Genomic DNA, 19,650 nt, shown 5'->3' with positions numbered 1-19,650 from the left:
GAGCCATCATCAGATCGCGGAAAGTCACCTGTGTGAGTGGCGAAACCCCGCGCCCGCCGCCTCGTTATCCAGCGCATGAAGAAGCGCAGCATGCTGGCCGTCGCCTCCCTCGCCGTCGGCTTCGCGGCCTCCCTGGTGGCGCCCAGTGCCGCCCACGCCGAAACCGTGATCGGTGACGGCACCAGGCCGAACCTGGCGGGCAACAACCCGCTCGTCGACTCCCTGCTCGGCAACCACCATGGTCCTGCCGCCGCCGCCCCGAACGCCACCACGGCGACCGAAGGGCTGCTCGGCGGTCAGTAGTGTCAACCCAGGGTTGACGGACGTCAAGTGTCAACCTACGGTTGACGCATGACGCATCCCGTTCGCCTGGATGACCTCATCCACGGCATCAAGCAGACCAACGGTGACGTTCTGGAGCAGCTCTCCAGCGCGGTCATCGCCGCCGACCACCTCGGCGAAGTGGCCGACCACCTGATCGGCCACTTCGTGGACCAGGCCCGCCGCTCCGGCGCATCCTGGAGCGACATCGGGCGCAGCATGGGGGTGACCCGGCAGGCGGCGCAGAAGCGGTTCGTGCCCAAGGATCCGGGGGAGCCCACCGACCTCGATCCAAGCCAGGGCTTCGGCCGGTTCACCGACCGCGCGCGCCATGTGGTGATGGCCGCGCAGGAGGAGGCGCGGGCGGCCGGCAACGACGAGATCGGGGCCGGCCACCTCGCCCTCGGACTGCTGCACGAGCCAGAGGGTCTCGGTGGCAAGGCGCTGGCCGCCCAGCGCCTCACCCCGGACGCGGTCCGGGCCGCCGTGAGTGCCGCGCTGCCCGGTGCGGCGGCCGAGGTGCCCGACCTGATCCCGTACGACGCGGGTGCCCGCAAGGTGCTGGAGCTGACCTTCCGGGAGGCGATCCGACTGTCCCACAACTACGTCGGCACCGAGCACATCCTGCTCGCGCTGCTCGAATTCGAGCACGGTGAGGGTGCGTTGAGCGGCCTGGGCCTCACCAAGGCGGCCGTGGAGGGGACGCTGCAGGCCTGACTCAGCCGAGCAGCTCCGCCATCCAGGCCTCGACCGCGTCCGCCTGCCGGGGCATTGCGGCCGACAGGTTCTCGTTGCCGCTCTCGGTGACCAGGATGTCGTCCTCGATCCGGACGCCGATGCCACGGTATTCGGCGGGCACGGTCAGGTCGTCGGCCTGGAAGTAGATCCCCGGCTCGACGGTGAGCACCATGCCGGGCGCGAGCGTGCCGTCGACGTACAGCTCGGTGCGGGCCACGGCGCAGTCGTGCACGTCCATGCCGAGCATGTGGCCGGTGCCGGCCAGGGTGAAGCGGCGCTGCAGGCCGAGTTCGAAGGCCTGGTCCACTGAGACGTCACCGAGCACGCCCCAGGAGACCAGGTGTTCGGTCATCACCCGCTGGGCGGCGTCGTGGAAGTCGCGGTAGGCGGCGCCGGGCTTCACGGCGGCGATGCCGGCCTCCTGCGCCGCGTAGACCGCGTCGTAGATCTTGCGCTGCAGCGGGGTGAATCGGCCGTTGATCGGGACGGTGCGGGTGATGTCGGCGGTGTAGAGGTGGCGGGTCTCCACCCCGGCGTCGAGCAGCAGCAGTTCGCCGGGGCGGACCGGGCCGTCGTTGCGCACCCAGTGCATGATCGTGGCGTGCGGCCCGGCGGCGCAGATCGTGCTGTAGCCCACCGCGTTGCCCTCGACCCGGGCCCGCAGGAAGAAGGTGCCCTCCAGGTAGCGCTCCGAGGTCTGCTGCGCCTTGTCCAGCACCCGGAAGGTGTCCTCGAAGCCGCGCGCGGTGGACTCGCAGGCGAAGCGCAGCTCGGCGATCTCGAACTCGTCCTTTATCAGGCGTAGTTCGGAGAGGAAGACACGGAACTCCTCGTCCCGCTCGGCGGTCACCTTGTCCCGCAGGGCGGCCTCGAGACCGGCGTCGTAGCCGCGCAGCAGGCGGACCGGACCGGTGGACTGCCCGAGCGTGTCGGCCAGTTGGCGCACGTCCTGGCAGGGCAGGCCGAGCAGTCGTTCGTTCTCAGTGAGGCTGTTGCGCCGGCCGTCCCACAGTTCGCCGTGGCTGTCGAGCCAGAACTCGCCGTTCTCCCGGTCGGATCGGGGCAGCAGGTAGGCGGTGGCCAGGTGACCGCCGTCCGCTGCCGGCTCCAGGACCAGGACGCCGTCCTCGGACTGATCGCCCGTCAGATACGCGTAGTCGGAGGAGGGGCGGAACGGGTGGTCGGTGTCGTTGGCGCGGACCTTGCGGTTGCCGGCCGGGACCACCAGGCGCTCGCCGGGGAAGCGGGCGGACAGGTCGGCGCGGCGGCGGGCGGTGTGCGCCGCCTGGGGGAGGGGGTCGAGGTCGTACTGCTCGGTGTCGGCCCAGCCCTGCTGCATGTTCGCGGCGAGTTCCTCGCTCACGCCCCGGCCCAGACCGTTCTTGCGCTGCTTGACGGGCTGCTCGGCGGGGTGGTTCACGGGCTGCTCGGTCACGACTGCCTCCTGGATGGAGCGATCGGCATAATGAACACGTCGGCTGGCAAGCTCGTACGGTATACCGAACGCTGGCGGAACGAAAGGGGCAGCGCGTGAGCGTCTCCGAGGTCTCCGAGGTCCCCGAGGGGTCGGTCCGGGAGGTGCTGGGTGCCAACCTGAAGCGGGTGCGGACCCAGCGCGGCCTGTCGATCTCCGAGCTGGCCCGCCGCTCGAAGATCGGCAAGGCGACCCTGTCGCAGCTGGAGTCGGGCACCGGCAACCCCACCATCGAGACGGTCTTCAGCCTCTCGCGGGTCCTGGAGGTGCCGATCTCCGACCTGGTGGACGGCCGGCCGACCGGGCCGCTGACCGTGGTGCGCGGCGCCGAGGTCGACGTGCTGCGCGGCGAGGGCGTCGACCTGCGCCCGCTGCGCCGGATCGAGGCGGGCGAGTCGGTCTTCGAGATCTACGACCAGCAGGTGCGGGCCGGTTGCCGGCAGGACTCGCTCGGCCACGTCGGCAGCGAGCACACCGTGGTCCAGTCCGGCCGGCTCGGCGTGCGGGTGGACGGCCACGAGGTGGAGCTGGGGCCCGGCGACTACGTGGGGTTCGACGCCGCGCTGCCGCACAGCTACACCGCGCTGGACGGCCCGGTGCACTCGGTGCTGCTGCTGCACCACCGCACCGAGCAGCGGCTGCACCTGACCGACCCCGAGTTCGCCGCCACCCAGGGTTCGGTTTGACGAACGGCGTGGGTTCGGTGCACGGAACGCGGACGGCGGGTGCTCAGGGGGCGGCCGGAGTCCGTGGCGCGCTCTGACCGCTCTGCGGGACGGCCGCCCCGCCCACGTCGAGGCCGCTGAAGTGGTGGGTCTCGCTGTGCCGGCGGGTCAGCACGGTGAACAGCACGCCGAGGCCGATCAGCGCGAGCAGCACGTAGTCGATCGACGAGCCGATCGCGGCGGGACCGTAGACGAAGAACCCGACGAGCGAGGCGCCGAACATCGTGGTGGCCACGGCGGAGGCGATCAGCAGCGAGCGGTGCCGGTGCGGTGGCGTGTCCGGCGATGCGTCCGGTACCGCGTTCGGTCCGTGGCTGTGACTGTGGCCGTGGCGGCCCTGGTGCACCCGGCGCAGGAAGACCGTCGCGGTGAGGGAGTCCAGGAAGAACTCCGCGACCAGGAAGAAGCCGGCGGCGGAGAGCACCAGCCCGAAGAAGGAGGAGACCGAGGGGAAGAGCAGTTGGGCGGCGACCACCGCGAGGGCCGCACCCAGCGCGCAGAGGGTGGCGGTCTGCGGCACCTTGCGGGCGTTGACCCGCCCCAGCGGCCGGGGCAGCAGCCCCTCGCGGCCCATCGAGTACAGGGCGCGGCTGAGGATGTAGGTGGTCAGCCAGAGACCGCCGGCGGTCGAGGCGAGCACGGGTATCAGCATCAGCCACGGCGCACCCGGCACCAGGCGGTCGCCCCACACGGCCATCGGGTTGTCGGCCCCGGCCAGGTCCTTCAACGGCGTCTCGGCGAACATCAGCGGGTAGAGCAGGGCGTAGAAGCCGAGCGCGAAGAACGCGCCGATGATGCCGCCGGTGCCGGGGTCGGTGCTGGGCCGGCGGCTCTCCTCGGAGGCGAAGCTGTCGATCTCCCAGCCGTCCAGGATGGTGGCCGCGACCACGGCCACGGTGACCATGGCGCCGATCGGCGGGGCGCCGAAGTGCACCGGCACGTGCAGCGCCGGCCAGCGCAGGGCGCCGATCACCGCGAGCGCGAGGACCGCGAGGAGTTCCAGCGCGAGGAAGGACTGGGTGATCCGCGCGGTCGGGCGGGCCCCGCCCAGCAGCGGGATCAGCGCGAAGCCGACCCACCCGGCGCTGACCGCGAGTTGGAGCAGCGCCGAGGGGTGCGCGGCGGGGTCGACCAGCGCGATGGTGTAGGTCGCCGCCGGGATGATGATCGGGGGGATCGAGGTGAAGTACGCCAGGATCAGGACCCAGGCCTGGAACCGGGACGCGGTGGGCCCCATCACCCGGCGCGACCAGTGGTAGGACGCCCCGGCGTGCGGGAAGTGCCGGTTGAGCAGCCGGAAGACGAACGCGGCGATGACGAACGGCACCGCGATCACCAGGATGGACGGCAGGGTCCACCAGCCGGCCAGTCCGGCCATCACCCCGCCGGTGGCGGCGATGCTGAACAGCGGTCCGACGCTGGACACCGACAGCGCCACCAGGTCGCGGACGTGGTAGACCTGCGCCAGCCCGTGCTCGGCGGCCTCGGCCTCGGCCCTGGCCTGTTGGCCGACCGGGCCGACCGGCTGCCCCGTGCCGCCGCCTGCGGAGCGGACGCGTCTCGACACCGACACCCGGCACCCCCTGTTCGATCACCCGGCCGCACCTGCGGAGACGGGTCCGTGGACCACGGCGCCGTCGAGCCCGGCGGCAGCGCCCGCGTGACATTACTGCTGGATATGCGCTGTTGCAAAGCTCTTGCGATTGTTCGCTGCCAGGCTGGAAGGGCGGCTTGGTCGGTGCGGGTCCGCAGCGGGCGCGGGCGCACGACGGCGTGTGCCGCGCACCTGCGGGCGCGGGCACACGCCGCCGACGCGGGGTCGCCGCCGACGCGGGCCGTCAGCGACGCGGACCGTCAGTGACTCGGGCCGTCAGGGCAGGTCGGCCTCGAACTCCGTCAGCAGTGCCGCGAACGCCTCCGGCGTCTCCTCCTGCGGGGAGTGCCCGGCGCCGGGGATCAGCTGCACCTCGCCGCGCCACAGGGTGGGCAGCGACGGCGCGATGGACCGCAGGTACGGGAGGCTGACCAGCTGCTCCGCAGACCCCTGCAGCAGGGCCAGCGGCTGCCGGAGCGAGCGGGCGATGGCGAGTTCGTCGGCGAACGCGCCCGAGGCGAGGGAGACCGCGAGGTCGGCGCGGGCGGCCGGATCGGTGGCCAGGATGTCGGCGGCGGCCGCTGCGGGGGAGAGCGGCGAGTCAGGGGCGAGCTGGCTCAGCGCGTAGGCACGCGCCTCCTGCGGGCCGACCTCGGCGCTGAAGCCCACGCCGAGCGCGGGATGCGGCAGGAACGCCTCACCCATCGACTCGGGACCGGCCAGCGGCGGGGTGCCCAAGAGCGCGAAACCGGCGGCGCCGGGCAGTTCGGGCGCCGCTTCGAGCGCGATGTGTCCGCCCAGGCTCCACCCCACGACCAGCGCGCCCTGCGCCTCGGTGGCGTGGGCGAACGCCGCCAGGGTGCGGGTGTAGCGCGCTATCGAGTAACCGTCGGTGGCGCGGGCGGAGTTGCCGTGGCCGGGCAGGTCCGGCGCCAGGCAGCGGTAGCAGCGGCCGAACGGGCCGTCCAGCAGCAGCTGCCAGGTGCGGGAGGAGCCGGAGTTGCCGTGCACCAGGATGACCGGTCGGCCCTGGCCGGCGCTCTGGCGGTAGGCGAGCTGTTGGCCGGGGAGGTCGATGATCTGATGGTTCGTCATCGGGTGACCCTATCGGCGTCCCGGGGCCGGATGGTCTCCCACGACGCGCGGTCAGACAGGGGGAGCCCCGACCGCAGGTCGTCCCGACTCCCAGGCCTCGATGGCGGCCTCGACCCGCCGGACGTCGGGTGCGCCCAGCGGGCGCAGGATCGCCAGTGCCTGCCGCAGCAGGTCGAGGCCCGCCTCGGTGTCGCCGCTCTGGCAGCGGGCGTTGCCGATGCCCTCGCGCGAGAACGCCCGGTACAGCGGCGACTTCACCTCCTCGGCGATCTCCAGCGCCGCGCTGAAGTGCGCCAGCGCCTCGTCCGGCGGCCCGGTCAGCAGCAGGACCCGGCCCAGCCGGATCAGTGCCCCGCTCTCGCCGCCCAGGTCCCCCACCTCGCGGGCCACCGCCAGCGCCGTGACCAGGTTCTCCGTGGCACCGGTCAGATCCCCGCCCTCGCGCAGGATGTCACCCAGCAGCGCGTGCAGCCGGCCGCTGCCGAGCCGGGTGCCGAGCGAGCTGCCCACCTCCAGGGCCTGCCGGAGGCAGTCGGCCGCCTGCTGGTACTCACCGCGCGCCTGCTGTGACATGCCGAGGAAGGCGAAGACGTTCTGCAGGCCCCGGCGGTCCTCCAGCGCGGTGAAGTGGCCGCGCGCCTGTTCGAGCAGCTCCTCGGCGGCCAGGAACTCACCCGTCGCGTAGAGCGCGATGGCGAGGTTGGTCAGCGCGTTGCCCTCGTTCTTCAGGCCCCGGCCACGGGCCAGCCGCAGCGCCTCCCGCTGGTTGACGATGGCCTGCGGGTACTGGCCGTTCTCCGCCAGGGCCATGCCCAGGTCGGTGTGCACCTTCATCAGGCCGATCGTCCGGTCCATCGCGCGGAAGATCTCCAGCGCCCGCTCGTGGTTGGCGACCGCGTCCGCGAAGCCGGTGACCCGCTGCTGGACCCGGCCCAGGTAGGTGAGCGCGTTGGCCTCACCGAGCCGGTCGCCCAGCGTCAGGGCCAGCTCCAGCGCCTGCCGGTTGGTCGCCTCGGCCTCCTCGAAGAAGTTGCCGAGCTGCTGGCACTCACCCAGATTGGTCAGCACGGTGACCCGCAGCAGGGCGGTGTGCCGAGCCCGCTGGCCGTCCTCCCCATCGGTCGCTCCGGCCTGCCCGTCCAACTCGTCGAGCAGGGCCAGGGCCTGCCGGTTCTGGTCGATCGCCTCCTGGTACGACCCGCCGAGCTGGAGGAAGACACCCAACTGGGTGCGTGCTTGGGCCTGCCCGAGCAGATCCCCGGTCGCGTCCGCCGCCGCCAGCGCGATCTCGTGCAGCTGCCGTGCCTCGTGCCAGTGGTCCCCGAGGCGCAGGAACTCGTGCAGGACGGCGGAGAGGGCGATCGCGTGTGCGGGCCGGTCGTGCCCGGCCGCGTACTCCACAGCTGCCCGCAGGTTGCCGCGCTCGCCGCGCAGCCAGTCGATCGCCTGCTGCTCGGTCACCGGCTCGGGGGCGAAGCAGAGCGGCAGGTCGACCCGGTCCGCCACGGTGAACGACTGCCGGGAGATCCGCCGGTCGGCGGCGGCCGCCGACCGGAGGTAGTGGTCGAGCAACCGGTCCAGCGGCTCCTCGCCCGCCTCCTGGTCGTCGGCCGCCAGGCTGCGGGCGTACTCGCGGACCAGGTCGTGCATCCGGTAGCGGCCCCGTGCCGACTCCTCGAGCAGGTGATGGTCCGCGAGCTCCTCCAGCAGCCGGCCGGCCTCGGCCGCCTCGATCCCGGCCAGCGCGGCGGCGGCCGTGGCGTCGACCTCGTCGCCCGGCACGAGTCCCAGCCGCCCGAACAGCAGCCGCTGAGCTGTGGTCAGATCGCGGTAGGAGAGGTCGAACGCGGCGGAGACCGACACGTTCTCGGCCCGCAGCGCGTCCAGCCGTCCGGTGGCCGCCGTCAGATCGGCCACCAGATCCGCCGGGGTCCAGACCGGGTGGTGCCGCAGCCGGGCCGCCGTCAGCTGCAGGGCCAGCGGCAACTGCCCGCAGAGCCTCACCAGTTCGACGACAGCGGGGTCGGCGGCCGTCACATCGGCCCGACCGGTCCGGGCGGTGAAGAGGGCGATCGCCTCGTGCTCGGGCAGCGCGGCCAGACTGATCGGCCGGGCGCCCTCCAACGCCGCCAGTCGACGCCTGCTGGTGACCAGCACCACGGTGCCCGCACAGCCCGGCAGCAGCGGGGCGACCTGCTCGGTACTGCGGGCGTCGTCCAGCAGCACCAGGATCCGCTTGCCCGCCAGCCGGGTGCGCCAGAGGCCGGCTCGGGCGTCCAGCCCCGGCGGGATCTGCTGCGGCGACACGCCCATCGTGTGCAGCAACGTGAGCAGGGCGTCGCCGGGGTCGACCGGGGCGGTGCCGGGAGTGTGCGCGTGCAGCGGCAGGAAGATCTGGCCGTCGGGGAACTCGGCGGTCAGCCGGTGGGCCACGTGCACCGCCAGCGCGCTCTTGCCCACGCCCGGCATGCCGTCCACGGCGTGGATCCCCAGTACCCCGCCACCCCCGCGCGCGGCGCTGCGGCAGGCGGCGAGCAGCTGGTCGACCTCGGTGCGGCGACCGGTGAACGAGGTGATGTCCCAGGGCAGGCCCATCCCGACCGGGCCGGCGGCCGGGGGCTGGGGCGGATCGCCGGGCTCGGCGCTCGCGGCCTGCGCGGCCTGGTCGGTCTGCGCGGCCTGGTCGGTGTGCTCGGCCGCTGCCAGGATCTCCCGGTGGATCGCCTGCACGGTGCCGCCCGGCTCGATGCCCAGCTCCTCGACCAGGGTGGCGCGCAGGCGCTGGTAGACGCCCAGCGCCTCCGCCTGGCTGCCGATCCGGTGCAGGGCGACCATCAGCTGCCCGTGGAACGCCTCGCGCAGCGGGTGCTCGGCAGCGATCCGGATGAGTTCGGGCACCAGTCCCTGGTGGCGTCCCAGCCGCAGCTCCGCGTCGAACAGCCACTCCAGGGCCTGCACCCGGGCCTGGCAGAGCTGCTGCACCTGCGGCGCCACCTCTTCCAGCAGGCCCGGCAGGTCGCTCAGCGGTGTCCCGCGCCAGAGCGCGAGCGCGGCCCCCGCCAGCTCGCTGACCTGGTGCCAGTCCTGCTGCTGACGCGCGCTCTGGGCTTCGGCCAGGTGCCGGGTGAACAGCTCGGAGTCCAGCTCCCCGGCCTCGACCCGCAGCTGGTAACCGGGCGCGATCGTGCTCAGCCGGGCGCCGTCACCGAGCAGCCGACGCAGCTGAACCACCTGGTTGTTGAGCGCGGTGGCCGCCGTGGCCGGCTCGTTCTCGCCCCACAGCGCGGCCCGCAGCCGATCCCGGGAGACCACCTGGTTCGCGTCCAGCAGCAGCAGCGCCAGCACGGTGCGCAGCTTCGGCGTCCCCGGCTCGACGGCCGTCCCGTCCGCGTTGCGCAGCAGCAGCGGTCCCAGCACGCCGAATCTCGGCGCCGCTCCCTGGAACGGGGCCGGTATCGAGTGGGGCTCCGACGCCTGCTGCGGTCTGCTCATGGCCGGGATGGTACAGGCGCTGGTCACAGGTCTTGAGGCCTGGAGGCACGGAGCGCGAGGACTCCGGTGGGGCCGTCCCTCGGCACAGCAGGGCGCTTGTTGCCGCGGATGCCCGCGGCTGGAACGCTCCTGAAAATCTTGGTGCGGGGTTGGTCCGACCTGGACGGGGATGCCCCTGCCGGCCGGCGGTCAGCACGTACTAGGCCGGCTCCTCGTCCAGGGACTGGGCGGCGGTCACGCAGCCGGAGAGCAGCCGACGGCCCTCGGCGGTGAGGCGGAGGACCTGGCGCCGCCGGTCCTCCGGGTCGCGCTCCCGTTCCAGCGCGCCCAGCTCCTGTGGTTGGTCCGCGAGGGCGACGATCAGGCTGGGCGCGACGCCGCCCCTGTGTCCAACGCGGCCAGTAGACCTGCGTGTTCGGGCTTGAGGCCGAGCGCCTCGACCTGCGCGGCGAAGCGGTCGGCGGCGAGGGCGCCGAGGTTGCCCAGGTTGAAGACGACGGTCGCGCGGAGGCCTGCCGCTCCCTTGACATCACTCACGAAAGGAATGATACCTTCTCTATATCGTTCATAGCTCGAATGCTTCTACGGGAGACGCAATGGATGTGCTGCTCGTCGCCAACGCGGTCGCCGCGTTAGTCAGTGCGGGATCGAGCATCGCCGGCGCGCTGCGCCCCGGACTCGCCCTCGCCCCGGGCGAGCCGGTGACCGCCGGCGCCGACCTTTACGCCCGGGCCTACGCGGCCCGGGCCGTCCCGCTGGGCATCGCAACCGCGGCGGTGCTGCTGGTCGGCGGCCACGCCGCTGCCTGGCCGATGCTGGTGGTCGCCGGACTGGCCCAGGCCGGTGACTCGGCGATCGGGGCCCAGCGGCGGAACCCTGGCATGGGGTTCGGCGCCGGCGCCTTCGCCGTGCTGCACCTCGCGTCCGCATGCTGGCTCGCCTGATGGGCGCGGCCAACGCCGTCCTGGCGTTCCTGCTGGAGCTTGGTGTCTATACGGCGGCGGGCTGGTGGGGCTTCACCCGGCGCGCACCGCTGGTGCTGCGTCTGCTGCTCGCCTCGGCCCTGGTGGTCCTCTTCGCCGTCGTCTGGGGGCTGTTCGGCGCGCCCTCGGCCGTGTATCCCCTCCATGGCGCGGCGAGGGCGGTCCTGGAACTCTGCTGGTTCGGTGCCGGGACGGCGGCCTGGGCGGCGACGAAGGGCCGGTGGGCCGCAGCGTGGTTCGCCGGGGCGTGGCTGCTGTCCACGGTGCTGGTTCTCGCCTCCGCCTAGGAGATCCCCGAAGGTCTCGGTTCTGGCCTGTGTGCGCTGACGCTGGGCCAGACCGGGTTGTATGCAGGGGGATTGGGGCAGGGAGAGCGTCGGCGAGGACGTGTGGGAGACCTGCCGGGAGTTGATCCCGGCGGGGAGTGTGTTCGCGTTCCTGGCCGAGCACCGCGAGGTGCTGTTCCCGAAGTCGAACCGAGATCGGGCTGTTCACCGATGTCGCGCTGACCGCGGGCAGCGGGGCCGACAACCACGAGGCCGCTGTCGCCCGCGACCTCCTGGCCGAGGAGGACTCACCAGTCACTGTGCTCGGGGACGCCGCCTACGGCACCGGCGACCTGCGCGAACACCTCCAGGCCCAAGGCCACGACCCGGTTCTGAAGCCACCGCCGCTCAAACCGGCAGTCCCCGGCGGGTTCACCACCGACGACTTCACCGCCGACACCGAACAGGGCCAGGTCACCTGCCCCGCCGGACACACCGTCCCGCTCGGCCGGACCCTGGCGAACAGCTCCCGACAGGCCCAGTTCAAGAAGCTCTGCGCCACCTGCCCGCCCAAGGAACGGTGCACCCACCAAGATTTTTCAGGAGCGTTCTAGACGGTGCCTGCCTTGAGGGCGTCGATGAAGTCCGCCCAGGCGTCAGGGGTGAAGGCGAGGGCGGGGCCGTGGGGGTCCTTGGAGTCGCGAACCGGGAGGACGCCGGTGAGGCCGTCGGCCACCTCGACGCAGTTGTTGCCAGCGCTGCCGCCGCTGTAGCTGGACTTGCGCCACGAGAGTGCGCGGTCATTGCTCACGTGCGTATTCCTCTGCAGCCGATCTGATCCGTGCCAGAGAGGCCTCGCGCGACAGCGCGGACGCTCTGACGAGATCGTAGAGCATCTCGCACTTGCCCACCGCGATTGGATCGTCGAGCAGTTGGCCGACCAGCGGGCCCTCCACATAGGCCACCGGTGGCGCGTCGGCGAAGGTCATGAGCCGCATCGAGCCCTCCTGGAGAGCGTGGCCGCCGGCCGAGAGCGGGACCACTTGCAGAATGATGGCCCCGCTCTCGGCCAGTTCCGTGACGTGGCGAAGCTGTTCAGCCATGGCCGCGGGGCCGCCCAGTGGCCGTCGGATCGCCGACTCATCGATGATCACCCAGTACACCGGCCGTGTTGGCCCTTCCAACAGCTTGGCCCGTGCCAGGCGGGCGGTCACCAGCTGATCGAGTTCCTCTACAGGGATCAGTGGCTGGCAGGCGAGGTAAATGGCCCGCGTATAGGCCTCGATCTGCAGTAGACCGGGGAACAGTTGGCCCCCGTACTCGCAGATGCTCAGCGCCTGCAGCTCAAGCTCGGCGATGACGGCGAAGTAGTGTTCGAACAGCGAGCTGTCGATCAGCTCGTTGCACATCCGGGTGAAGCGCCCATTGGTGCCCAGCACTTCATCGATCCGCTCGGCGACGTCCGGCTGCGGCTTCCGGGTTGCCGACTCGAACTGCCCGACATACGACCCTGATACGAAGATGAGTGCCCCCAACTGCTGCTGCGAGAGCCCCTTCTCTTCCCGGGCGATCTTCAGTTCGGAGCCGAAGTACTTCCACCCGATCTTCTGGTTGAACCGCTCCGCACCCATGTTCGAACTCCCCTTTCCCACAGTCCTCTTGCTGCCATTGCCCCCCTGGCGGGCCGCCCTCACCGCCCACCACGCTGGAAGCGACCACTATCGGCCACCGTGCCCCATGGGAGGCCCCCGCATGTCCGAATCCGTTGCCAAACCACCCGCGTGGGTTGTCGAGGCCGACCGCTGGTTCCCCAAGAGCAACAGAAGTCCCTTCCGTGCACGGGCGTTTCTGCGCGAGCTGCTCGCCGGCGCCAAGGGCGGTGAGCGCTACGCCGACAGCGGCGAACTGCTCCTCAGCGAGCTGGTCACCAACGCCGTGGTCTACGGCGCCGATCGGGGCACGCTGATCCGAGTGATCGTCAGCCTCGCCGAGGACGGCCCGCTGCGCATCGAGGTGCACGACATCGGCGCCGGTCGTCCGATGCCCCGTCAGGTCGGCACCGAGGCGGAGTCGGGCCGGGGTCTGCTCCTGGTCAAGTCACTCTCCAGCCGCTGGGGTTGCTGTCCGCGCGTGCTGGGGTTCGGCAAGTTCGTCTGGTGCGAGATCCCGCCCGCCGACGATCAGCCGTAGCTGCGGCGCTGCAGCGCTTCCAGCCAGGCGACCAGGACGCCGATCGACAGCCCGGCCGCGAGCAGCACCGCTGCGGCGAGCGCGGCGAGGGACTCGCCCAGCCGGAAGACGCCGGGAGCGCGCCGAACCGGAGGTCCACGTCGGACGGGTCGTCAACAATGCACGCCCGGAAACGGCCGTGGGCCCCTACGAATTTCTTCGTAGGGGCCCACGGCCCAACTCACCAGAGGCGAGCTGTTACTTCGTCAGGTCGGGACCCGCGGCCGCGACCGCGGCCGGGGTGTCGGCAACAGCCGACTTCTCCTCGCCGCGGAAGGTGAACTTGGCTTCCTTGCCCTCACCCTCCACGCCGACGACCACGATGTGGCCGGCCCGCAGCTCGCCGAAGAGGATCTTCTCCGACAGGTGGTCCTCGATCTCGCGCTGGATCGTGCGCCGCAGCGGACGGGCACCCAGCAGCGGGTCGTAACCGCGCTTCGCCAGCAGCTTCTTGGCCTCGATGCTCAGCTCCAGGCCCATGTCGCGGTCCTTGAGGCGGGCATCCACCTTGTCGACCATGAGGTCGACGATCTGGATGATGTCCTCCTCGGACAGCTGGTGGAAGACCACGATGTCATCGACACGGTTGAGGAACTCGGGGCGGAAGTGCTGCTTGAGCTCCTCGCCGACCTTGGCCTTCATCCGCTCGTAGCCAGTGGCGGTGTCGCCGCTGGCCGCGAAGCCCAGCCCGAAGCCCTTGGAGATGTCCCGGGTGCCCAGGTTGGTGGTCATGATGATGACGGTGTTCTTGAAGTCCACCACGCGGCCCTGGGAGTCGGTCAGGCGACCGTCCTCCAGGATCTGCAGCAGCGAGTTGAAGATGTCCGGGTGGGCCTTCTCGACCTCGTCGAACAGGACGACCGAGAACGGCTTGCGGCGCACCTTCTCGGTGAGCTGGCCGCCCTCCTCGTACCCGACGTAGCCGGGCGGGGAGCCGAACAGCCGCGAGACGGTGTGCTTCTCGCTGAACTCCGACATGTCGAGGGAGATCAGCGCGTCCTCGTCGCCGAACAGGAACTCGGCCAGCGTCTTGGACAGCTCGGTCTTACCGACACCCGAGGGGCCGGCGAAGATGAACGATCCGCCAGGACGCTTCGGGTCCTTGAGGCCCGCACGCGTACGCCGGATGGCCTGGGAGAGCGCCTTGATGGCGTCCTTCTGGCCGATGACGCGCTTGTGCAGCTCGTCCTCCATGCGCAGCAGGCGGGAGGACTCCTCCTCGGTCAGCTTGAAGACCGGGATGCCGGTGGCGGTGGCGAGGACCTCGGCGATCAGCTCCTCGTCGACCTCCGCGACGACATCCATGTCGCCGGCCTTCCACTCCTTCTCGCGCTTGGACTTCGCGTTCAGGAGCTGCTTCTCGTCGTCACGCAGCGAGGCGGCCTTCTCGAAGTCCTGCGCGTCGATCGCGCTCTCCTTCTCGCGGCGGACCTCGGCGATCTTCTCGTCGAACTCGCGCAGGTCCGGCGGCGCGGTCATCCGGCGGATGCGCATCCGGGAGCCGGCCTCGTCGATCAGGTCGATCGCCTTGTCCGGCAGGAAGCGGTCCGAGATGTACCGGTCGGCCAGGGTGGCGGCGGCGACCAGGGCGGCGTCGGTGATCGAGACCCGGTGGTGCGCCTCGTACCGGTCGCGCAGACCCTTGAGGATCTCGATGGTGTGCGGGAGCGAGGGCTCGGCGACCTGGATCGGCTGGAAGCGGCGCTCCAGCGCGGCGTCCTTCTCCAGGTGCTTGCGGTACTCGTCCAGCGTGGTGGCGCCGATCGTCTGCAGCTCGCCACGGGCCAGCATCGGCTTCAGGATCGAGGCCGCGTCGATCGCACCCTCGGCGGCGCCCGCGCCGACCAGGGTGTGCAGCTCGTCGATGAAGAGGATGATGTCGCCGCGGGTGCGGATCTCCTTGAGCACCTTCTTCAGGCGCTCCTCGAAGTCACCGCGGTAGCGCGAGCCGGCCACCAGGGCGCCGAGGTCCAGCGTGTAGAGCTGCTTGTCCTTCAGCGTCTCGGGGACCTCGCCCTTGACGATCGCCTGGGCCAGGCCCTCGACCACGGCGGTCTTGCCGACGCCGGGCTCGCCGATCAGCACCGGGTTGTTCTTGGTGCGGCGGGACAGCACCTGCATGACCCGCTCGATCTCCTTCTCGCGCCCGATCACCGGGTCGAGCTTGGCCTCGCGGGCGGCCTGGGTCAGGTTGCGGCCGAACTGGTCCAGGACCAGCGAGGTCGACGGGGTGCCCTCGGCGGGGCCGCCGGCGGTGGCCGACTCCTTGCCGCCGCCCTGGTAACCGGAGAGCAGCTGGATGACCTGCTGGCGCACCCGGTTGAGGTCGGCGCCCAGCTTCACGAGGACCTGGGCGGCGACGCCCTCGCCCTCGCGGATCAGCCCGAGCAGGATGTGCTCGGTGCCGATGTAGTTGTGGCCGAGCTGAAGAGCCTCGCGGAGCGACAGCTCCAGGACCTTCTTGGCCCGGGGGGTGAACGGGATGTGACCGGACGGGGCCTGCTGACCCTGGCCGATGATCTCCTCAACCTGCTGTCGGACCGCCTCAAGAGAGATCCCGAGGCTCTCCAGGGCCTTAGCGGCGACACCCTCACCCTCGTGGATCAGGCCCAGGAGGATGTGCTCGGTGCCGATGTAGTTGTGGTTGAGCATCCGGGCTTCTTCCTGAGCCAGGACGACAACCCGCCGCGCGCGGTCGGTGAACCTCTCGAACATCGTTAATCGCTCCTCAGAGCGGTCGGGCAGTTCGGGGACTGTCCCCGCCCTGTCCTTCCGCATGCTAGTCCCGCTCAGCGGCGCGGCCTACGGTGTTCCCTCGCGACTGCGAGGAAATCATGCTGCGCGACCAGCCGACACCCTTCCCAACCTGATGCTGGGGAACGGTGTTCCCGCCAGTCGGCCCGATGCACATGTTGCCGCTACGCCAACGGCGAACACGCTCAGCTCCCCGATTGGGAACAGTGCGCACCCGCCTCGTTTGTCTGCTTCGCGGCTTGCCTCCGGGGTGGGCTCCGGAAGCCGGTGACTCCGCCGGCGCCCGCCCCACCTGCATTCATACCGGAAATTCCGGCCGTACTCGCGCAGTTTCCCGGGTGGCGTTGTTCGCCCGGGGAGAAGTCCGCCCCGCGGGCCCCGGATGACAGGGGTTCACCGGGGCGCACCCGGTGGACTGCCCCGTCAAGACCAGGGGTGGTGGACCAGGGGCTGGTGCTGCTACGGCCCGGGTAGGGCCGAACGGGGCGGGCGTCGTGACCGCGTCGTCGTTCCAGCGTTGCACATTCCGTGAGTGTGCCGGGAGCTGGTGAGGGCCACGGCGCGCGGAGGGCGGGCCTCCGCGCCCCGTCGTGGGTGGCGCCTGCGCCCGTGGACGCCGGGCGGCGCCCAGGAGTGCGTCAGGACGCGTTCGCGGCCTCGTACGCCTCGCGGACGTTGCTCGGCACCCGGCCCCGGTCGTTCACCGGGAAGCCGTTGTCCTTGGCCCACGTGCGGATCTTCGCGGTGTCCGCGCTGCTGGCCGCCGGGCGGGCGGTGCCACGGCCACCGGTGCGACGCGCACTGGTGAGCCGGCCGCTCTGCTTGCGGCCCTTTTCGACGTACGGAGCCAGCAGGCCGCGCAGCTTCTCCGCGTTGTCGGACTTCAGGTCGATCTCGTAGGCAACGCCGTCGAGGGCGAACGTCACCGTCTCGTCCGCCGAACCGCCGTCGAGATCGTCTTCAAGAATGACCTGCACCCTCTGTGCCACGGGACTCCCTTTCCTCTTAACGACCCAATGCCTTAGGGAAAGGAAACCGCCTTTTCTCGGAAAACACAAACCCCGGTCTGTTCGCCGGGGCGTGCCTAGCGCTCTGCGGCAAGTCGCGGGTCAACACCGAGGCCATCAGTCCGGCAACCCGCCGACCGGCGGTTCACAGGTGCAGCAGCATGCGGGAGTTGCCCAGGGTGTTGGGCTTCACGCGCTCCAGATCGAGGAACTCCGCCACTCCTTCGTCGTAGGAGCGAAGGAGTTCTTCATACACTTCCGTAGCGATGACGGCCGGGTCTGTCGTACCATCATCGGTTTCCCCGATCTCGACGAAGCCGTGTTTCGCGAAGAAGGCCACCTCGAACGTCAAGCAGAAAATCCGACGGACGCCGAGCCAGCGGGCGGTCTCCAGCAGCCGCCCCAGCAGCCGGTGTCCGATGCCGTGACCTCGGCAGATCGGATCGACGGCCAGGGTGCGGACCTCGGCGAGGTCCTCCCACATCACGTGCAGCGCGCCGCAGGCGACCACCGTGCCGTCCTCGTCCCGTTCCGCCACCCAGAACTCCTGGACGGATTCGAACAGCGCGACGGTGGGCTTGTCGAGCAGAATGCCGTCGCGCGAGTAGCTGTCGATGAGGCGGCGCACGGCCCGCACATCAGTGGTCCGCGCCCGGCGGATGGTGACCTCCATGGGCGGGACGTTATCGCGTCCCGGGGGGAGGGGTCTCCTCGGTTCCGGACGGCAGATCGGGGCCGGCCACCCGAAGCGCGTCGCGCAGCGCGGCCCGTTGCTCGGCCGACATCATGCCGAAGAAGTGCACCAGTGCGGCGGCCGGATTGTCACTGGTGCTCCAGGCCTCGTTCATCAGCGATGCCGTGTACGCCTCACGCGTCGCCACCGGCGCATATAGATAGGCCCGGCCCGCGCGCTCGCGGCGCAGCCAGCCCTTTCGGTACAGCTTGTCCAGCACGGTCATCACCGTGGTGTACGCGATTTCGCGTTCCGTGCGCAGATCGAGCAGCACCTCGCGAACCGTCACCGGGCGGTTCCATCGCCACACCCGGGTCATGACGGCGTTCTCCAGTTCGCCGAGCTGCCGCACCATACGACCACTTTAAGGACTTTTGTCCGGTTAATCGCGAAAGCCGCTCCCCCCGCGTGGGGAAGCGGCTTCCGACGGGGGAGTTACTCCGCCGACTGCTGGGCGGCGGAGGCCCGCACCAGTGCCTCGGCGGCGAGGTCCTCCTTGCCCTTCTGGTTACCACCCTGGCTGCGGATGATGGCCCGCACCAGGAACCCGAAGCCGATCGCCATCACCAGCGGCGGCACGATCGCACTGACGTACTCCATCAGGTCACTCTCCCTCGGTCTGCTCAGCGGTTTCGGTGCTCCCGGCGGTGCTCTGCTGCTTGGACTCCGGCTTCACCAGCGGGAAGAGCACCGTCTCGCGGATGTTCTTGCCGGTCAGCAGCATGATCAGGCGGTCGACGCCCAGGCCGAGGCCACCGGTGGGCGGCATCGCGTACTCCAGGGCGCGCAGGAAGTCCTCGTCCAGCTGCATCGCCTCGACGTCGCCGCCGGCCGCCAGCAGCGACTGGGCGGTGAGCCGGGCGCGCTGCTCGACGGGGTCGATCAGCTCGGAGTAGGCGGTGCCCAGCTCGGTGCCGAGGATAACCAGGTCCCATTTCTCGGCCACGCCCGGGATGGAGCGGTGCTGGCGGGTGAGCGGGGAGACCTCGGTCGGGTAGTCCCGGATGAAGGTCGGCCGGATCGCGTTCTCCTCCAGCAGCCGCTCGATCATCTCCAGGACGATCTGCCCGTGGCCCCACTCCTTCTCGTAGGGCACACCGGCCGCGTCGGCGAGCCGGCGCAGCTCCTCGACCGAGGTCTGCGGGGTCACCTCGGTGCCCAGCTGGGCGGAGATCCCCGGGTAGACGCTGACCTGCTCCCAGGGCTCGGCCAGGTCGATCTCGTGCTCGACGCCGTGCGGGTCGGTGCCGCGCACCACGGTGGTGCCCAGCGCGTCCTGGGCCGCGTTGATCACGATCGCCCGGATCAGCTCGGCCTGGGTGTCGTAGTCGCCGTACGCCTCGTAGGACTCCAGCGCGGTGAACTCCGGGTTGTGGGTCGCGTCGGCGCCCTCGTTGCGGAAGTTCCGGTTGATCTCGAAGACCTTCTCGGCGCCGCCGACCACCAGCCGCTTCAGGTACAGCTCGGTGGCGATCCGCAGGTAGAGGTCGACGTCGTAGGCGTTGCTGTGGGTGACGAACGGGCGGGCGTTGGCGCCGCCGTGGATCGGCTGCAGCATCGGGGTCTCGACCTCGAGGTAGCCGCGCTCCTCGTAGGTGCGGCGGATCGAGCGGACCACCTTGGTGCGCAGCTGCAGGATCTCGCGCGCCTCGGGGTTGACGATCAGGTCCACGTACCGCTGCCGGACCCGGGCCTCCGGGTCGGTCAGGCCCTTGTGCTTGTCGGGCAGCGGGCGCAGGCACTTGGCGGTCAGCGCCCAGCTGTCCACCATGACGCTCAGCTCACCGCGCTTGGAGGTGATCACCTCGCCCTCGACGCCCACCTGGTCGCCCAGGTCGATGTCGCTCTTCCAGGCCGCCAGCCGCTCCTCGCCGAGCTTGTCCAGCGACAGCATCACCTGCAGGTCGCCCGAGCCGTCACGCAGCGTCGCGAAGCAGAGCTTGCCGCCGGTGCGGGCCAGGATGACCCGGCCGGTGACGCCCGCCCGCTCGCCGGTCGCGGTGTCGACCGGCAGGTCCGGGTGCTTGGCGCGCAGGTCAGCGATGGTGGTGGTGCGGGGGAAACCCACCGGGTAGGGGTCGATCCCCGCGGCGCGGAGCCGGTCGAGCTTCTCGCGCCTGACGCGCATCTGCTCGGGAAGGTCGTCGGTCGCGGGAAGGCTGTTCTGATCGCTCACCTCATCAGGGTAGCGAGACAAACAGCTCGCCCCGCCACCGGCTGACGGGGGTGGCGGGGCGAG

General features: G+C 70.8%; 20 protein-coding genes. 7 read left to right on the top strand and 13 right to left on the bottom strand.

What is annotated here, in order from left to right:
• Positions 1-75: 75 nt before the first annotated feature.
• A complete protein-coding gene (locus OG403_RS16705; RefSeq protein WP_329565135.1) occupies positions 76-303 on the top strand; it encodes a hypothetical protein in 228 nt (75 codons plus the stop codon).
• Between the two features lie 48 nt (positions 304-351).
• Positions 352-1,038 (top strand): Clp protease N-terminal domain-containing protein, encoded by a 687-nt coding sequence (locus OG403_RS16700; RefSeq protein WP_329565133.1) that lies wholly within the window; start codon positions 352-354, stop codon positions 1,036-1,038.
• A 1-nt stretch (position 1,039) separates the two neighbouring features.
• On the opposite strand, the gene OG403_RS16695 is transcribed toward OG403_RS16700, so the two are convergent.
• On the bottom strand, positions 1,040-2,494 hold the full coding sequence (locus OG403_RS16695) for an aminopeptidase P family protein (RefSeq protein WP_329565131.1): 1,455 nt from the start codon (positions 2,492-2,494) through the stop codon (positions 1,040-1,042).
• 95 nt (positions 2,495-2,589) lie between these two features.
• Between OG403_RS16695 and OG403_RS16690 the strand changes: the two genes are divergently transcribed.
• Positions 2,590-3,219 carry a helix-turn-helix domain-containing protein gene (locus tag OG403_RS16690; RefSeq protein WP_329565129.1) on the top strand — a complete coding sequence of 210 codons (630 nt, stop codon included), beginning with the start codon at positions 2,590-2,592 and terminating at the stop codon, positions 3,217-3,219.
• Between the two features lie 43 nt (positions 3,220-3,262).
• Here OG403_RS16690 and OG403_RS16685 read toward each other — a convergent pair whose 3' ends face one another.
• The 4 genes from OG403_RS16685 to OG403_RS16670 all read right to left on the bottom strand — a co-directional run bounded on the left by OG403_RS16685 (position 3,263) and on the right by OG403_RS16670 (position 9,976).
• The gene (locus OG403_RS16685) at positions 3,263-4,825 is read right to left on the bottom strand and encodes an APC family permease (RefSeq protein ID WP_329565127.1); all 1,563 of its coding nucleotides are present in this window, start codon (positions 4,823-4,825) and stop codon (positions 3,263-3,265) included.
• 303 nt (positions 4,826-5,128) lie between these two features.
• Positions 5,129-5,947, bottom strand: a complete 819-nt coding sequence (locus OG403_RS16680; RefSeq protein ID WP_329565125.1) for an alpha/beta fold hydrolase — start codon at positions 5,945-5,947, stop codon at positions 5,129-5,131.
• Positions 5,948-5,998: 51 nt separating this feature from the next.
• Complete coding sequence (locus tag OG403_RS16675) at positions 5,999-9,439, bottom strand: AfsR/SARP family transcriptional regulator (protein ID WP_329565123.1); 3,441 nt, start codon at positions 9,437-9,439, stop codon at positions 5,999-6,001.
• A 360-nt stretch (positions 9,440-9,799) separates the two neighbouring features.
• Positions 9,800-9,976, bottom strand: coding sequence for a hypothetical protein (locus tag OG403_RS16670; protein WP_329565121.1), 177 nt, complete (start codon positions 9,974-9,976; stop codon positions 9,800-9,802).
• Between the two features lie 59 nt (positions 9,977-10,035).
• Here OG403_RS16670 and OG403_RS16665 point away from each other — a divergent pair, with 59 nt between their 5' ends.
• The 3 genes from OG403_RS16665 (at position 10,036) to OG403_RS36710 (ending at position 11,302) form a co-directional block, all read left to right on the top strand.
• Positions 10,036-10,383, top strand: a complete 348-nt coding sequence (locus OG403_RS16665) for a hypothetical protein (RefSeq protein ID WP_329565119.1) — start codon at positions 10,036-10,038, stop codon at positions 10,381-10,383.
• Positions 10,368-10,709, top strand: a complete 342-nt coding sequence (locus OG403_RS16660; RefSeq protein WP_329565117.1) for a YrdB family protein — start codon at positions 10,368-10,370, stop codon at positions 10,707-10,709. Before OG403_RS16665 ends, OG403_RS16660 begins: the two co-directional genes overlap by 16 nt.
• A gap of 137 nt (positions 10,710-10,846) precedes the next feature.
• Positions 10,847-11,302 (top strand): transposase, encoded by a 456-nt coding sequence (locus OG403_RS36710; protein WP_442910926.1) that lies wholly within the window; start codon positions 10,847-10,849, stop codon positions 11,300-11,302.
• Here OG403_RS36710 and OG403_RS16650 read toward each other — a convergent pair.
• Positions 11,299-11,499 carry a DUF397 domain-containing protein gene (locus OG403_RS16650; protein ID WP_329565115.1) on the bottom strand — a complete coding sequence of 67 codons (201 nt, stop codon included), beginning with the start codon at positions 11,497-11,499 and terminating at the stop codon, positions 11,299-11,301. The genes OG403_RS36710 and OG403_RS16650 overlap by 4 nt on opposite strands.
• Positions 11,489-12,319: a helix-turn-helix domain-containing protein gene (locus OG403_RS16645; RefSeq protein WP_329565113.1), complete on the bottom strand. Its 831-nt coding sequence runs from the start codon at positions 12,317-12,319 to the stop codon at positions 11,489-11,491. Before OG403_RS16645 ends, OG403_RS16650 begins: the two co-directional genes overlap by 11 nt.
• Positions 12,320-12,440: 121 nt before the next feature.
• Here OG403_RS16645 and OG403_RS16640 point away from each other — a divergent pair, with 121 nt between their 5' ends.
• Positions 12,441-12,878: an ATP-binding protein gene (locus OG403_RS16640; RefSeq protein ID WP_329565111.1), complete on the top strand. Its 438-nt coding sequence runs from the start codon at positions 12,441-12,443 to the stop codon at positions 12,876-12,878.
• Between the two features lie 237 nt (positions 12,879-13,115).
• On the opposite strand, the gene OG403_RS16635 is transcribed toward OG403_RS16640, so the two are convergent.
• From OG403_RS16635 to lysX, 6 genes are all read right to left on the bottom strand, one after another.
• Positions 13,116-15,632, bottom strand: coding sequence for an ATP-dependent Clp protease ATP-binding subunit (locus OG403_RS16635; RefSeq protein ID WP_329565109.1), 2,517 nt, complete (start codon positions 15,630-15,632; stop codon positions 13,116-13,118).
• Positions 15,633-16,309: 677 nt separating this feature from the next.
• Positions 16,310-16,660 carry a histone-like nucleoid-structuring protein Lsr2 gene (locus OG403_RS16630; RefSeq protein ID WP_329565107.1) on the bottom strand — a complete coding sequence of 117 codons (351 nt, stop codon included), beginning with the start codon at positions 16,658-16,660 and terminating at the stop codon, positions 16,310-16,312.
• 163 nt (positions 16,661-16,823) lie between these two features.
• Positions 16,824-17,351 (bottom strand): amino-acid N-acetyltransferase, encoded by a 528-nt coding sequence (locus tag OG403_RS16625; RefSeq protein ID WP_329565105.1) that lies wholly within the window; start codon positions 17,349-17,351, stop codon positions 16,824-16,826.
• A 10-nt stretch (positions 17,352-17,361) separates the two neighbouring features.
• Positions 17,362-17,766 (bottom strand): BlaI/MecI/CopY family transcriptional regulator, encoded by a 405-nt coding sequence (locus OG403_RS16620; RefSeq protein WP_329565103.1) that lies wholly within the window; start codon positions 17,764-17,766, stop codon positions 17,362-17,364.
• Positions 17,767-17,846: 80 nt separating this feature from the next.
• Positions 17,847-18,011: a hypothetical protein gene (locus tag OG403_RS16615; RefSeq protein WP_329565101.1), complete on the bottom strand. Its 165-nt coding sequence runs from the start codon at positions 18,009-18,011 to the stop codon at positions 17,847-17,849.
• A 4-nt stretch (positions 18,012-18,015) separates the two neighbouring features.
• Positions 18,016-19,587: a bifunctional lysylphosphatidylglycerol synthetase/lysine--tRNA ligase LysX gene (gene lysX, locus OG403_RS16610; protein ID WP_442910925.1), complete on the bottom strand. Its 1,572-nt coding sequence runs from the start codon at positions 19,585-19,587 to the stop codon at positions 18,016-18,018.
• Between the last annotated feature and the right edge of the window lie 63 nt (positions 19,588-19,650).

This window comes from Kitasatospora sp. NBC_01266, assembly GCF_036242395.1.
In the GTDB taxonomy this organism is placed as follows: domain Bacteria; phylum Actinomycetota; class Actinomycetes; order Streptomycetales; family Streptomycetaceae; genus Kitasatospora.
The sequence above is the reverse complement of the archived record's forward strand: the minus strand, read 5'-3'. Positions and strand labels throughout refer to the sequence as shown.